The sequence below is a fragment of the Kitasatospora sp. NPDC034023 genome (assembly GCF_055575795.1).
Genome location: NZ_JBVIRY010000015.1, coordinates 120932 through 135189 on the forward strand (window position 1 = coordinate 120932; position 14258 = coordinate 135189).

Annotated in this window: 12 protein-coding genes and 1 pseudogene; 7 read left to right on the forward strand and 6 right to left on the reverse strand. The window is 74.1% G+C overall.

All coding sequences use genetic code 11. The features are described 5' to 3' along the window. The first annotated feature begins 139 nt into the window (after positions 1-139). From ACZ52R_RS20955 to ACZ52R_RS20965, 3 genes are all read left to right on the forward strand, one after another. The gene (locus ACZ52R_RS20955; RefSeq protein ID WP_360498641.1) at positions 140-1009 is read left to right on the forward strand and encodes a 3-hydroxyacyl-CoA dehydrogenase family protein; all 870 of its coding nucleotides are present in this window, start codon (positions 140-142) and stop codon (positions 1007-1009) included. A 354-nt stretch (positions 1010-1363) separates the two neighbouring features. Continuing rightward, a complete protein-coding gene (locus tag ACZ52R_RS20960; protein ID WP_360498643.1) occupies positions 1364-1687 on the forward strand; it encodes an STAS domain-containing protein in 324 nt (107 codons plus the stop codon). A gap of 205 nt (positions 1688-1892) precedes the next feature. Further along, a complete protein-coding gene (locus tag ACZ52R_RS20965) occupies positions 1893-4142 on the forward strand; it encodes an ATP-binding protein (RefSeq protein ID WP_465661131.1) in 2250 nt (749 codons plus the stop codon). Between the two features lie 4 nt (positions 4143-4146). Here the strand turns inward: ACZ52R_RS20965 and nucS are convergent, their stop codons facing one another. Continuing rightward, on the reverse strand, positions 4147-4806 hold the full coding sequence (gene nucS, locus ACZ52R_RS20970; RefSeq protein ID WP_360498647.1) for an endonuclease NucS: 660 nt from the start codon (positions 4804-4806) through the stop codon (positions 4147-4149). A 481-nt stretch (positions 4807-5287) separates the two neighbouring features. Here nucS and ACZ52R_RS20975 point away from each other — a divergent pair, with 481 nt between their 5' ends. After that, positions 5288-5680, forward strand: a complete 393-nt coding sequence (locus ACZ52R_RS20975) for an SCO5389 family protein (RefSeq protein ID WP_360498649.1) — start codon at positions 5288-5290, stop codon at positions 5678-5680. Between the two features lie 147 nt (positions 5681-5827). Here the strand turns inward: ACZ52R_RS20975 and ACZ52R_RS20980 are convergent, their stop codons facing one another. Then, positions 5828-6976 carry an LLM class flavin-dependent oxidoreductase gene (locus ACZ52R_RS20980; protein WP_465617783.1) on the reverse strand — a complete coding sequence of 383 codons (1149 nt, stop codon included), beginning with the start codon at positions 6974-6976 and terminating at the stop codon, positions 5828-5830. Between the two features lie 391 nt (positions 6977-7367). On the opposite strand from ACZ52R_RS20980, the gene ACZ52R_RS20985 reads away from it, so the two are divergent. Further along, positions 7368-7709: an ATP/GTP-binding protein gene (locus ACZ52R_RS20985; RefSeq protein WP_360498651.1), complete on the forward strand. Its 342-nt coding sequence runs from the start codon at positions 7368-7370 to the stop codon at positions 7707-7709. A 35-nt stretch (positions 7710-7744) separates the two neighbouring features. On the opposite strand, the gene ACZ52R_RS20990 is transcribed toward ACZ52R_RS20985, so the two are convergent. Together ACZ52R_RS20990 and ACZ52R_RS20995 are read right to left on the reverse strand one after the other, a co-directional pair. Further along, the gene (locus ACZ52R_RS20990) at positions 7745-8512 is read right to left on the reverse strand and encodes an ABC transporter permease (RefSeq protein WP_465661129.1); all 768 of its coding nucleotides are present in this window, start codon (positions 8510-8512) and stop codon (positions 7745-7747) included. Position 8513: 1 nt separating this feature from the next. Further along, complete coding sequence (locus ACZ52R_RS20995) at positions 8514-9518, reverse strand: ABC transporter ATP-binding protein (RefSeq protein WP_465617651.1); 1005 nt, start codon at positions 9516-9518, stop codon at positions 8514-8516. Between the two features lie 92 nt (positions 9519-9610). Between ACZ52R_RS20995 and ACZ52R_RS21000 the strand changes: the two genes are divergently transcribed. Both ACZ52R_RS21000 and ACZ52R_RS21005 read left to right on the forward strand, forming a co-directional pair. Beyond that, positions 9611-10408 (forward strand): alpha/beta fold hydrolase, encoded by a 798-nt coding sequence (locus ACZ52R_RS21000; protein ID WP_465617652.1) that lies wholly within the window; start codon positions 9611-9613, stop codon positions 10406-10408. Next, positions 10405-10725: a hypothetical protein gene (locus ACZ52R_RS21005; RefSeq protein WP_360498659.1), complete on the forward strand. Its 321-nt coding sequence runs from the start codon at positions 10405-10407 to the stop codon at positions 10723-10725. The genes ACZ52R_RS21000 and ACZ52R_RS21005 overlap by 4 nt, the downstream gene beginning before the upstream one ends. A 97-nt stretch (positions 10726-10822) precedes the next feature. On the opposite strand, the gene ACZ52R_RS21010 is transcribed toward ACZ52R_RS21005, so the two are convergent. Together ACZ52R_RS21010 and ACZ52R_RS21015 are read right to left on the reverse strand one after the other, a co-directional pair. Beyond that, the gene (locus tag ACZ52R_RS21010) at positions 10823-11752 is read right to left on the reverse strand and encodes a coiled-coil domain-containing protein (RefSeq protein ID WP_189915750.1); all 930 of its coding nucleotides are present in this window, start codon (positions 11750-11752) and stop codon (positions 10823-10825) included. A gap of 107 nt (positions 11753-11859) precedes the next feature. Beyond that, positions 11860-14258, reverse strand: a pseudogene (locus ACZ52R_RS21015) (hypothetical protein); the annotation flags it as partial.

A 14258-nucleotide genomic window follows, 5' to 3' on the forward strand; every position in this document is an offset into this window, starting at 1 on the left:
TCTCGATTGCTACTGCGTGAGCGATTTGGGCACTAGAGTCCCGGAAACGAGCGATGCGGCTCCACACGGCGGTCACCCCTGCCCTGAGCCGCCTTCAGGGCCCGCCCGCGGGGCGGCGACGGCATCGGGAGACCCAGCCATGAGCAACGCGTCCAGCAAGCAGATCGCCGTCATCGGTGCCGGCCTGATGGGCGCCGGCATCGCCCAGGTGTCCGCGCAGGCCGGCCACCCGGTGGTGCTGCGGGACGTCACCGAGGAGGCGCTGCAGCGCGGCCTCGCGGGCATCCGCGCCTCGTACGAGAAGTTCGTCGCCAAGGGCAAGCTGAGCGCCGAGGACGCCGAGGCCGCGCTGGGCCGGATCACCACCACCACCGACCTGGGCGCGGTCGCCGAGGCCGACATCGTGGTCGAGGCCGTGTTCGAGAAGCTGGAGGTCAAGGAGGCCGTCTTCCGCGAGTTGGACAAGCTCGCCAAGGACGGCGCCGTGCTGGCCTCCAACACCTCCGCCATCCCGATCACCCGGATCGCCGCCGCCACCCAGCGCCCGGAGTCGGTCGTCGGCGTCCACTTCTTCTCGCCGGTCCCGATGATGAAGCTGGTCGAGCTGGTCCGCGGCTACAAGACCAGCGACGAGGCGCTGGCCACCGCCCGCGCCTACGCCGAGGGCGTCGGCAAGGAGGTCGTGGTGGTCAACCGCGACGTGGCCGGCTTCGTCACCACCCGACTGATCACCGCGCTGGTCGTCGAGGCCGCCAGGCTGTACGAGTCGGGCGTCGCCACCGCCGAGGACATCGACACCGCCTGCCGCCTCGGCTTCGGCCACGCGATGGGCCCGCTGCAGACCGCCGACCTGACCGGCGTGGACATCCTGCTGCACGCCGCCCGCAACATCTACACCGAGACCCAGGACGAGAAGTTCGCCGCCCCGGAGATCATGGCCCGCATGGTCACCGCCGGCGACCTGGGCCGCAAGAGCGGCCGCGGCTTCTACCCGTACGAAGGCAAGTGAGCCGACCGGGCTGAACGACCCCGCGGGCCGTGCGATCGGAGCATCGTACGGCCCGCTCCGCCGGGTCTGGTGAGTTTCCTCACGCCGGGTGCCGCAGACGGGTGATTTGGGCGGTAATCGAGCGTAGGTGTGGAGACTTCCTGCGTATATTCCCTCGGACGAGTGAAGTTGCTTCAGATCCGGCCGGAAGCAGCAACCTGCGGAGCAGCTACGCCGTCAGATGAGGGAACCCGGCAGTCCGACCGGGTCCGGGCGTGGGGCTGCGGCCCGCCCGGACGCACACCCCGCTCCCGCACCCGGTACGCCCGGGGCGGCCCCACCCCGCACCAGGCCGTCCAGGCGAAGGAGGAGAGCGTGCGCATCACCGGCGACCACACGGCGCTGGCCATCGAAGGCCGCCTCGACGTGCGCACCGCCGCCGACGCGCGGGCCCGGCTGCACCATGCCGTGGACGGCGGCTACGGCGACCTCGTGCTCGACCTCGCCCGACTGGAGTTCTGGGACGCCACCGGCCTCGGCGTGATCATGGGCACCCACCGACGGGCCGGCCGGATCGGCCGCCGCCTGGTGCTGCGTTCCGTCCCGGCCCAGCTCCAGCGGCTCCTGGTGGCCACCAAGCTGCACCGCATCCTGGCCGTCGACGGCGGCATCGCCGAGGCGCACGGCATCGTCCTGTAACGCGCCCGGTCAGCCAACACGCCTGGTCAGCGCTCCGGGACGGCCCCCGGCCCCGGACCGCCCTGCACGGGCGGGCCCGGATGTGCGAGAGTCTGCCCGTCAGAAGACGGCCGCCGGGGCTGCCCCCAGACCGCCCGCGGCCGCGACCGGGACGTCAGCCGGTCGGCGCGGGGCGCCGGCGGCCGAGCACGATGCGGAGCAGAACGTGGCACAGCCATCCGGGGAGATCCGGCAGGAGGCCGCCCGCACCCGCGGCGGCGAACTGGTCTCCGGCGCCCTGCTGGTGGGAGTCGGCGCCCCGGACGGCTCCGAGGCCCGGCCCTGCCCCGAGGAGTGGCGGCCCCGCCCGCGCCGGATCGAGCGCAGCGAGCCCGCCCGCGGCCCGGTCGGCGGCGTCGGCCGCGCGGTCGGCCCGCTCGCACTCGGCGCCGGACCCGCCGACCTGCCGCTGCTGGACCGCGAGGCGGACATCGCCGAGCTGCTCGGCCTGCTCGCCGAGGGCCGCTCGATACGCCTGGTCGGCCAGGCCGGCTCCGGTCGCAGCGCACTGCTGTCGGCCGTCGCCGAGGCCGCCGCCGACCTCGCCCCCGGCGGTGTCGTCCAGCTCTGCGGCCACCGCCGTACCGTCGCCGACCTGCTCCAGGACCTCTTCGCGGCCACCCACCAGGCCCCCGGCTACCGGCCCGATCCCGGCGGGCTGGCCGCCCACCTCGCCGAGGTCGGCGCCGTCGTGGTGATCGACACCGCCGAGCTCTCCGGCGACGAGCTGGAGCACCTGCTCGCCGTCGCCCCCGGCTGCGCCTTCCTGGTCTCGGTCGCCCCGGACAGCCCGCCGCTGTCGGCCGGCTCCCGGATGCAGGACCACCTCGTCGCCGGGCTCTCCCGCGCCGCCTGCCTCGCCCTCACCGCCCGGCTCGCCGGGCGGCCGCTGGACGTCGCCGAGAAGGCCTGGGCGGTGGACCTCTGGTTCGAGTCCGAGGGCCTGCCGCTGCGCTTCGTCCAGGCCGCCGCGCTGCTGCGCCAGCGGGACGTCTCGGTGGACGCGCTGGTCGCCGCCGAGGACGACCGGATGGACGTCTTCGGCGCCGTCGAGGGGCCCGTCCGCGACCCCGACCCGGCGATCCGCGAGAACGCCCTGCGCCGCACCGTCCCGCTGCCCTCGGTCGCCGAGACCGCCTCGCCCGCCGTCCGGCTCGCCGAGGGGCTGAGCGAGCCCGCGCAGGCCGTGCTGCGGCTCGCCGTCGCCCTCGGCGGGGAATGCCCCACCGCGCCGCACCTGCCCGCGCTGATCGACGTCGGCCTGGGCGAGGCCGCCCTCGCCGAACTCGCCGACGCCGGATTGGCGGTGTCCATCGGCGGGCACCACCGACTGACCGCCGGCGCGCTCGACCTGCTCCTCCCGCACTGGCCGGCGCTCGGCTGCGTGGACGGCGCCGCCCAGCACTTCGCCTGGTGGGTCGGGCACAGCTCGGTGACGCTGGACCAGATCGCCGCCGAGGCCGAGGTGCTGATCGGCGTCCTGCTCGCCGACCGGGCCGCCGGACGCCACGACGCGGTGGTCCGGCTCGCCCGGGCGGCGGCGCCCGCGCTGGCGCTGGCGCTGCGCTGGGGGGCCTGGGAACGGGTGCTGCAGCTCGGCCTGGAGGCGGCCCGCCGGGCCGGCTCGGCGAGCGACCAGGCCTGGTTCCACCACGAGTCGGGTGTGCACGCGATCTGCGTCCAGCAGCCGTCCCGGGCCGTAGCGGAGCTGGAGACCGCGCTCACCCTGCGGGTGTCCGCGGGGGAGCAGCGCGGGGTGGCCTCCGCGCGCCGGATGCTCGACCTGCTGCGCGCCGACGGGCGGCAGCTGCCGGCCGCCACGCCCACGGGGCCCGGTCGCGCGCCGGTCATCCGCAAGATCGCCGCCCGGGTGCCGGCCCGGTTGAAGTCCAGCAAGCGGCGGCGGGTGGCCGTGGTCACCACGGTCGTGCTGACCCTGGGAGTGCTCGGGACGGCGGTGGCGATGAGCCTCACCGGGCCGGACGAGCACACGTCGAAGGACCCGCACAGCGGTCGGCTGGACGAGGGCGGCGGCGCCCAGGACGCGCCGTTCCCGCAGCCCTCCGGCAGCGCCTCCCCGAGTGCGGTCGCAACCGCGCCGGGCGGCCCGGCGACGCAGAGCGGCAGCCCGGAGCCGACGGCGAGCGGCAGCGCCTCGCGCTCGGCGAGCGCCTCGCCGACGAAGAAGCCGAGCTCCTCGCCGGGGGCGACCGGGTCGCAGGCCCCGCAGCCGCCGCAGCCGCCCGTACCGGGACAGCCGCAGCCGCCGACGCCGCAGCCCCAGCCGCCCACGCCTCAGCCGACGTCGCCCAAGCCGACCGGCAGCACGCCCACGCCGACCCCGAGCGCCACGCCGACCGCGACGGCCACCCCCACCGGGGTGCCCAGCCCGTCGGCTTCGACGTCGTCGGGCTGACCGGTCAGAACAGCTTGAGCTTGTCGTCGTCGATGCCGCGCAGTTCGTCGTAGTCCAGCACCACGCAGCCGATGCCGCGGTCGGTGGCCAGCACGCGGGCCTGCGGCTTGATCTCCTGCGCGGCGAAGACGCCCTTGACCGGGGACAACAGCGGGTCCCGGTTGAGGAGTTCGAGGTAGCGGGTGAGTTGCTCGACGCCGTCGATCTCGCCGCGGCGCTTGATCTCGACGGCCACCGTGGCGCCGTCGGCGTCGCGGCAGAGGATGTCGACCGGGCCGATCGCGGTCGGGTACTCGCGGCGGATCAGCGACCAGCCGGCACCGAGCACCTCCATCCGGTCCGCGAGCAGCTCCTGGAGGTGTGCTTCGACGCCGTCCTTGATCAGGCCGGGGTCCACCCCCAGCTCGTGGGACGAGTCGTGCAGCACCTCCTCCAGCGTGATGATGAGCTTCTCGCCGGCCTTGTTCTCCACCGTCCAGACCCCGTCGGCCTCCTTGAGGGCGCACGGCGGGGACATCCAGTTGAGCGGCTTGTAGGCGCGGTCGTCGGCGTGGATGCTGACGCTGCCGTCGGCCTTGACCAGGATGAGCCTGGTGGCGGAGGGCAGATGGGCGGAGAGCCGACCGGCATAGTCGACTGAGCAGCGGGCAATTACGAGACGCACGGTCGACCACGCTAGCCCACCGGGGCCAGTTGATGCGATTCCGCGACGACGGGGTGAAGAAAGCGCGAACCCCGCGAACATTGAGGTTCGGCAATTCCGCTCCCGCTCGTCGCGGTCTGGCGCCCATCCCATCTGGTCGCTACGGTGTGTGACGGCACGCTCGCGGGATCGCTGTCAACGGGGATGGAGACTTCAGATGAACGATCCGACAGGATCCGGCCAATCTGGTGCACCGCAGCGTATTTCCGAAGCAATCCGCAGGAATGACCGGCCTGCCCCGTCGTTGACTGCCACGCTGTTCTGAGCGCGGTCGGTGTTCGGGGCGTCACGTCCCGTGCCGCCACCGCTGGTCGCGAAGGTGCCGGCAACCCCCGTCCCACGGTGTTCCGGACACCACACGCGATTTCGCTCACCCTCACCTGAGCTTGGACTACGCACGACCACCCGGGCGCCGCGCGGGTGGACCGCGAGAGGAGAATCCATGTCGCTCGACGTCTCACCGGCCCTGCTGGAGAAGGCCGAGCGGGGCGAGGTCGACGAGCGGGAATTCGTCGACTGCGTCCGCGTCTCCCTGCCGTACGCCTGGGACCTGATCAGCTCGCTGGTCGCCCAGGCGAAGGTCGACGGCACCGACTTCGCCGACAACCACGTACCGCCGCCCAGCGAGCAGGCCCGTGGCCAGCTGCTGCGCGCCTTGGCCAGCGACGCCATCCGGGGCGCCCTGCAGCGCCACTTCGGTGTACGGCTGGGCTTCCAGAACTGTCACCGGGTGGCCGTGTTCCTGCCCTCGGATGCCAACGAGGCGCGGTTCACGCGCTTCACCTCCGTCCGGGAGCAGCTGCTCAACCAGTCCGAGGAACTGCGGGACTGCTGAGTGGCGGTACCGCCGCCGCGGCGCCGGCCGCCCCCGTCCTCCGCATCGGAGGGCGGAGGCGGTCGGCGCCGCGGCGGCGCGGGGCCGGTCGGTGACGGGCCCCTTTTCGACGGGCCCCTTTTCGGCGGGCCCGCTTTCGGCGGGTCCTCAGCCCAGCTGCGGCAGCACCTCGGAGCCGAGCCGGGCGATGTTGTGCAGGGTCGCCTCGTGGTCGCCGCTGCCCTCGGCGAGCAGGGCGAACCGGCGGATGCCGGTCCGCTCGGCGGTGGCCAGCAGCCGGTCGGCGCACTGCCGCGGGGTGCCCACCGCGTGCAGGTCGCAGAGGAGTTCGGTGTACTCGCGCGGGTCGCGCATCTTGCGCTCGCGGCCGTCCACCGTGCGGTGGGCGCCGAGCCCGTACTCGAACCAGCCGGGCATCGAGCCCAGCAGGGTGGACCGGGCCGCCGCGGCGCGGTCGTCGACCTGGGCCACCCCGGCCGCCACGTGCGCGCGGCCGACCCGGCGCAGCTGCTCCTCGCTGCGCCCGGCGGCCAGCCAGGCGGTGCGGTACAGCTCCAGCATCCGCAGCTTGTCGTCGTCCCCGGAGTGCATGCCGAGCAGCATCGGCAGGCCGCGCTCGGCGGCCAGCTTCACCCCGCCCGGCGAGGTGCAGGCGACCACCACCGGCGGTCCGGCCACCGGCCGCCCGGTGGCGGTGAGTTCCTCGCCGAGGCCCTCGGCGTCCTGGCGCTGGCGCGGGAAGCGCACCGGGCCGGACTGCTCGTCGAAGCCGAGCCAGCTGCTCAGACCGGGCCGCCGCAGCGGTTCGGTGGCCCGCGGCACCACCGCCACCTCCGGGAAGGCGAACTGCGGGCCGTCCGCGCCCACCCGGGAGCCGCGCAGCCAGCGCAGCAGCAGGTCCAGCCGCTCCGGGAAGCCGTTCTCGAAGGCGCCCACGCCGTCGCCGAAGATGTCCAGGTCGATCCACGGCCCGCCGCGGCCGACCCCGAGCGTGAAGCGCCCGCCGGAGGTGAGGTGCAGCAGCGCGGTCTGCTCGCCGAGCGCCACCGGGTGGCGGGTGGACAGCACGCTGACCGCCGTGCCGACGCCGATCCGGCGGGTGCGGCCGAGCAGTAGGGCGGCCAGCGTCGCGGCGTCCGGGCAGACCCCGTACGGGACGAAGTGGTGCTCGGCCAGCCAGACGCTGTCCAGGCCCGCCCGCTCGGCCTCGACGGCGGACCGGACGGTGCGCTCCAGCGCCTCGCCGTGGCTCTGCCCGGGGAACTGCGCGGACAGCATGAACAGCCCGACCCGCACCGGCGCGGTGTTCGCCGGCAGCGCCCCCGCGCGCTGCGCGGTGGGCAGCGGCTCGCCCGCGACGGCCGTCACCGGGGGGACGGCGGTCAGCGTCGGGCTGGGGGCGGGCGGCCGGGCCCCGACGGGTCGGCGGGTCTCGGCACGGGCATCGGTCTTGGTCATCCTTGGGCCTCCTCGGGTGCGCGCAGGGTCTGCGGGCCCCGCCTGTTCCCCTTGTGGGTATCCGATGTCATGTGCCAATGGCACGCTGAACCCCGAATTTCCCCGATGATCGGGTGGATCTCGGCAAAAACACCGGAGCGTCGGGCGGGCCCGTGATAGAGGCCGTTCAGAAGGTCGGCCGGCCGTAGGCTTGAACGGCCCAGAGCCCCCGGAAGAGAGGCAGTCCACCGTGTCGCCGCGCCGCAACCGGATCAAGAGCGCCGCCCCCCGCGAGAGCGCCGCCCCGCGCGAGAGTGCCGGGCCGACCGCCCCGCTCGGTGGATCGCTGCGCCGTACCGAGAGCTACCAGGGCGACGACTGGGTGGTCCAGACGGTCGCGGGCACGGCGGGGCGGCCCTACCGCTGCCCGGGCTGCGACCAGGAGATCCCGGCGGGGGTGGGCCACGTGGTGGCCTGGCCGATGCACGGCGCCGGGGTGGACGACCGGCGGCACTGGCACCGCGCGTGCTGGGGAGCGCGGGAGCGCCGGGCCTCCAACATCCTGCGAGGCCGCGGCGCTCCGCGGTACTGAGGGTCCTTCGCGGGGGCCGGGCGGGCCGAACCGCCTTACGCGTCGCGCTTCTTGAGCACCAGCATGCCGCCGACCAGGGCCGCGGCGGTCCAGGCGAGGCAGATGGCGAAGCCGGCCCACGGCCCGTACGGCTGGCCGTGCTGCTCGTACACCAGCAGCATCCGCGAGCCCGCGTAGTCGGGGAAGTAGTGGGCCAGGGTCTTGACCTTCGGCACTGCCGAGAGGATCGGCGAGAGCAGGAAGAAGAACGGGACCAGCACGCCCAGTGCGAGCGTCTGGTTGTGCAGCATCGTGGTGACGCCCGCCGAGAACAGGCAGAGCATCGTCAGGTACAGCGCGGCGCCGAACACCGCGCGCAGCACGTGCGGTTCGCCGAGCGTGGTGGAGTGCGAGCCGAGCAGTGCCTGGCCGACGAAGAAAGTGACGAAGGCCGTCACCAGGGAGACCGCCAGGGCGAGCGCGCCGAGCACCGCCGCCTTGCCGCCGAGCAGGGTGGCGCGCTGCGGGACGGCGGCCAGGGTGACCCGGATCATGCCGCTGCTGTACTCGTTGCCGATCGCCAGCACGCCGAAGACGATGATGGCCAGCTCGCCGAGCATGATGCCGGCGAAGGCCGTCCCGGTGGCGTCGAACGGGGACTGCTCGTTGCGGCGGAACTCGGTGAAGTTGTTGTTGGTGAGCAGGGACAGCAGCGCGCCGATGCCGACGGTGACGACGAAGGCCAGCGCGAGCGTCCAGACCGTCGAGCGGACGCTGCGGATCTTCGTCCACTCGGAGCGCAGGATCGCCGGGAAGGACGTCATCTCAGTTCTCCTCCTGCCGTGCCGCGGCGGTCTGCCGGGCGCCGTCCGCCTTCCAGCCGGCGCCCCAGGCGCCGGGTGCGCCGGCCGCGTCCCGGCCCGGTCCGTCGCCCGCGTGGTACTCCACCGAGTCGGCCGTCATCTGCATGAACGCCTCCTCCAACGAGGCCTGCTGCGGGCTGAGTTCGTGCAGCACGACGCCGTGTGCCGCGGCCAGTTCGCCGAGCCGGGCGAGGTCGCCGTCGACCACCTCGTAGGAGCCGTCCGGGCCCGGTTCGTGCCGCAGGCCGGCGTCGGCCAGCACGTCGAGCAGCCGCTCGGGTTCGGGGCTGCGCAGCCGTACGGCGGAGCGGGAGTTGTGCCGGATGAACTCCGGCATCGGCATGTCGGCGAGCAGCCGGCCCTTGCCGATGACCACCAGGTGGTCGGCGGTGACGGCCATCTCGCTCATCAGGTGGGAGGAGACGAAGACCGTCCGGCCCTCGGTGGCGAGGCGCTTCATCAGGTTGCGGATCCAGAGGATGCCCTCCGGGTCCAGGCCGTTGACCGGCTCGTCGAACATGACGATCTCCGGGTCGCCGAGCAGCGCGGAGGCGATGCCCAGGCGCTGGCCCATGCCGAGGGAGAAGCCGCGGGCCCGCTTGCGGGCGACCGGGGTGAGGCCGACCAGGGCGAGCACCTCGTCCACCCGTCGCTCCGGGATCCGGTTGCTCTGGGCGAGCCAGAGCAGGTGGTCGCGGGCGGTGCGGCCGGGGTGGACGGCCTTGGCCTCCAGCAGTGCGCCGATGTACTTGAGCGGCTCGCTGAGCTGTCCGTAGCGCTTGCCGTCGATGGTGACCCGGCCGCCGGTCGGGCGGTCGAGGTCGAGGATCATGCGCATGGTGGTGGACTTGCCCGCGCCGTTCGGGCCGAGGAAGCCGGTCACCACGCCCTGGGGGACCGTGAAGCTGAGCCGGTCCACCGCGAGCGTCTTGCCGTAACGTTTCGTCAGGTCGTGCAACTCGATCATTCGCGCTCCCTTACTCTCTGTCAGGCTAGGACAAAGCGGATATCGCGGCCCGCTGAGTGGGCCCGCCGGGCGCACCGGAATACGGTGGGCCCATGACCGAGCTCCCCTCCGCAGTGTCCGTCCGCGAGAGCGGTACCGGAACACCCCTCGTGCTGCTGCACGCCTTTCCGTTGAACGCCTCGATGTGGTCGTCCCAGCTGGACGCGCTGCCCGGCCTGACCGGGGACGGAGCCCGGGTGCTCGCCCCCGACCAGAGAGGGTTCGGCGGCACCGAGCTGGGCGTCGACGAGCCCTCGCTGGACCGGGTCGCGGACGACCTCGCACTGCTGCTGGACGCCGCCGGGATCGAGCGCGCGGTGGTCGGCGGGCTCTCCATGGGCGGCTACGTGGCGCTGGCCTTCGCCCGCCGCCACCCCGGGCGGCTGTCCGGCCTGCTGCTGGCCAACACCCGCGCCACCGCCGACACCGACGCGGTACGGGCCAACCGGGAGCGGATCGCCGCCGCCGTCACCGCGCGGGACAGCGTGCGGCTGCTGCTGGACGAGCAGGTCGCGGCCGGGCAGCTCGGGCCCGACTCGCAGCACCTCGTGGAGCGGGTGGAGACGATGGTCGCCGCCGCCTCGCCGGCCGCCGTGGCCTGGGCCCAGCGGGCCATGGCGGCCCGTACGGACGCCCGGGACGTACTGGCCGGGCTGCGGGTGCCGGTGGCGGTCGTGGCGGGCGCCCAGGACCCCCTGGTGGCGCCGGAGGAGGCCGAACTGATGGTCCGGGCCCGCCCGGACGCCGAGCTGACCGTCATCCCCGGGGTGGGCCACCTGAGCGCCCTGGAGGCGCCCGACGCCTTCGACACCGCCGTCCGCGCCCTGCTCGCCCGGGTGGCCGCCGGATGAGCCAGGAGAGCCGGGACGCGGCGGCCTGGGACTTCTCGGCGCTGGAGGTCAGCGGTCGGATGCCCGTGACCAACCGGAGCGAGGGGCTGGTCGAGCTGACCCTGGAACCGCTCGGCGAGGACTACTGGATGCGCCCGGGGGAGACCTTCATCGTCACCTCCTACGGCGACTACGGGTCCGGCCACCCCTTCGAGGTGCAGTACTGGCCCGACTCGGTGTCGGTCTGGTGTACCTCCTGGTTCGGCACCGTCTCCGACGACGAGGGCAACCAGCTCAGCAGCGGGTACCAGCGGCCGGACGGCGCCTACCCCCGGTAGAAGACCCCCCGAGATGATGACGGGGCGACAGCCGACAGGCCCTCACCCGGGCGGGTGAGGGCCTGCGGTACGGCGGGGTACGGCGGGGGAGCCGGCGTCAGCGCGACTGCTGGGCGGGCACGCCCATGGTGTCGTCGTTCGGCAGCGAGGCGGCGGCCACGGCCGCGCCGGTCAGCGTCGCCAGCATCTCGCGGACGTTGGTCAGCTGGGCGTTGATGCTGTCGCGGCGGTTGGTGAGCGCCGCCAGCTCGCGCTCGGATTCGCTGCGGATGCGGTCGGCCTTGGCGTTGGCGTCCGCCACGATGTCCTCGGACTGGCGCTGGGCCGTCTCGACGGTCTGGCGGGCCCGGCGCTCGGCGTCGGTGCGCAGCTTCTCGGCCTCCAGGCGCAGCTGCTCGGCCCGGTGCTCGATCTCGGCCAGACGCTTCTCGGCCTTGGCCTGACGGGCGGCCAGGTCGCGCTCGGACTGCTCGCGGCGCTTGGCCAGGTTGGTCTCGAACTCCAGCGCGGCCTGGGCGGCCTTGGTGCGGGTCTCCTCGAAGAGGGCGTCCGCCTCCTCGCGCTTGTTCTGGGCGTCCTTGTTGGCCTCGGCGCGCAGCTGGGCGGAGTCGCTCTTGGCCTTGTCGACGATCCGCAGACCCTCGTCCTCGGCCTTGGCCTTGCGGTCCTTGGCGTAGTTCTCGGCCTCGGTGCGGACCTGCTGGGCGGCGGCCTCGGCGAGCTCGCGGTGCTGCTCGGCGGCGCGGTGCGCCTCGTCGCGCAGGTCCTTGGCCTCCTCCTCGGCGAGCCGCAGGATCTTCTCGACGCGGGCGCCGAGACCGGCGTACGAGGGCTCCTGCTCGACGACCGCCGCCTGGGCGGTCTGCGTCTCCAGGTGGAGCTCCTCGATGCGCTTCTCCAGCGCACTGATCCGGGTCAAGGCACTGTCACGGTCGGCCACCAGCTTGGTGATCCGCTCGTCGACCTGGGCACGCTCGTACCCACGGCGCACCAGGTCGAAGCCGTGAGGGGAGTGACTGTCGCTCATGGGGTTCTGGGCTTCCTGTCGTCAAACCGCTGAGGTGGTTGAGGGAATCCTGACACGGTACCGGAGTGTCGACGGCGAAATGCCGTTCTCTCGCGGACAATGTCCGCTCAATCGGGTGGCGCGTTCTTGGAACGATTGCCACCCGAACGGGGGGAGCCGACTCCGGCACCGGCCTTGGCACCCCCGTCCTTCTTGGTGTTGCTTCCCCCGTTGGCCTGGGCGACCGGTGACGGTGCCTCGAAAGCCTCCAGCGCGGACAGCACGTCCTGCACCCTGGAGATCTCGGTGTTGATGTCCTTGCGGCGGCGCACCAGCTCGTCCAGCTCGCGCCGGCCCTCGTCGGTGACCCGCTTCGCCTCCGCCTTCGCCTCGGCGAGCATCCGCTCCGCCTCCGCCCTCGCCAGCTCGACCTGCTCGTCCGCGGCCTCGTCGGCCTCCCGCAGACGCTTCTCCGCCTCGGCCGCCGCCCGGTCCAGCTGCTCCTCGGCCTCGGCCTCGGCCGACCGCAGCTTCGCCTCCGCCTTCTCGATGAGCGCCTCGGCGCGGTCGGTGGAGTTGGCGAGCTTGGTCTCCGCCTCCTTGAGCAGGCCCTCGGCCTTGCGGACCGCCGACAGACGGACCTTGCTGGCCTCGGCAGAGGCCTCCGAGGTGAGCTCGCCCGCGCGGTCCTCGGCGGCCGCGACCAGCGCCGCGGCGCGGTCCTCGGCCTCGGCGACGGTGGCCACCGCCTGCTCCTCGGCCTCGGTCAGCTGCTCCTGCGCGGCCGTCACCAGCGCGTCCACCCGCTCGCCGGCCGACTTCATGGCCGCCGCGTTCTCCTTGCGGGCACGCTCGTGCAGCGCCTCCACCTCGGCGTCGGTGCGCTCGCGCAGCTCCTCGGCGCGCTCGCGGATCGCGGTGGCGTCCCGGCGGGCCTCGGCGAGCAGCGTGTCCGCGTCGGAGCGGCCCTTCTCGACCTCGGCCTGGCCGGCCGCCTCGCCGGCGAGGACCAGCCGGTCGGCCTCCTTGCGGGCGGCGGCGACCATCGCGTCCGCCTGCTCCTCGGCGGCGGCGGTGGTGGCCAGCGCGGTGGTCTGGGCGTCCTCGCCGAGCGCCTCGGCGTCGGCGAAGGCCTTCTCCAGGACCGACTTGGCGTGCTCGCGGGTGGCCTTGTCGAACTGCTCGGCGGCCTCCCGGGTCTCCGCGTCGTACGCGTCGGCCCGGGCGTGGGCGGCGCTGTCGTACTCGTCGGCCAGCGTGCGGGTGGCGAGGGCGTACTCCTCGGCCTCGGCGCGCAGCCCGGCTGCCAGCTCCTCGGCGTCGGCGACCGTCCGGGCGCCCTGGGCCTCGGCCTCGGCCACGGTCCGGGCGGCCTGCGCCTCGGCGTCGGCGCGCAGCTGCTCGGCGGCCTCCCGGGCGGCGCGCAGCTCGGCCTCGGCGTCCGCGCGCAGGTGCTCGTCGTAGGCCTGGGCCTCGGCGCGCTGCCGGCCGAGCTCGGCCTCGACGGCCTCGCGTTCGGCGGCCAGCTCCAGCTCGGTCCGCTCGCGCAGCGCGGTGGCGTACTGCTCGGCGTCCGCGCGCTGCTCGCTGGTCTTCCGGTCGGCGAGCTCGCGCTGCTCGGCGGTCTCGCGCTCGGCGAGCTCGCGGACCTCGGTGGCGTACTGCTCGGCGTCCGCGCGCTGCTCGGCGGTCTCCCGGTCGGCCAGTTCGCGCTGCTCGGCGGTTTCGCGCTCGGCGGTCTCGCGCAGCTCGGTGGCGTACTGCTCGGCGGCCTCGCGGACCTCGGCGGCCTCCTGCCCGGCGGCGGCCTTGAGCGCGGCGATCTGCTCGGCGGCGGCCTCGTGCATGCCGGCCACCGACTGGCGGACCTCGGCGGCCTCCTCCTCGGCGACGGCGACCAGTTCGGCGCCCTCGGCCTTCGCGGCGGCGATCAGCTCCGCACGGTCGGCCTTGGCCTGCTCCAGCTCGGCCGAGGCCTCGGCGCGGATGCCGTCGGCGGTGGCGCGGGCCTCGGACAGCTCGCGGCCGGCCTCGGCCCGGACGGTCCCGGCCTGCTCGTTGGCCAGCGCCAGTTCGGCGGCGGCCTTCTCGCGGACGGCCTTGGCGTCCTTGGCGGCATCCGCCCGGCGCTGCTCGGCGGTGGCCTCGGCGCGCGCCAGCAGCTCGTCGGCGGCCTCGCGGACGTCGGTGGCGTACGCCTCGGCGGCCGTGCGGATCTCGGCGGTCTCGGTGGCGGTGCGTTCGGTGAGGTCGGTGGCGTGCTGTTCGGCCTCGGTGCGGACGCGGTCGGCGTAGGCCTCGGCGCTCTCGCGCTGCTGGGTGGTCTCGTGCCGGGCGAGGGCGCGCAGTTCGCCGGCGGCCTGCTCGGCCTCCGCCCGCACCTGCGCGGCGTAGGTGTCGGCGGCCGTGCGGATCTCGGCGGTCTCGGCGGTGGTGCGTTCGGTGAGGTCGGTGGCGTGCTGTTCGGCCTCGGTGCGGACGCGGTCGGCGTAGGCCTCGGCGCTCTCGCGCTGCTGGGTGGTCTCGT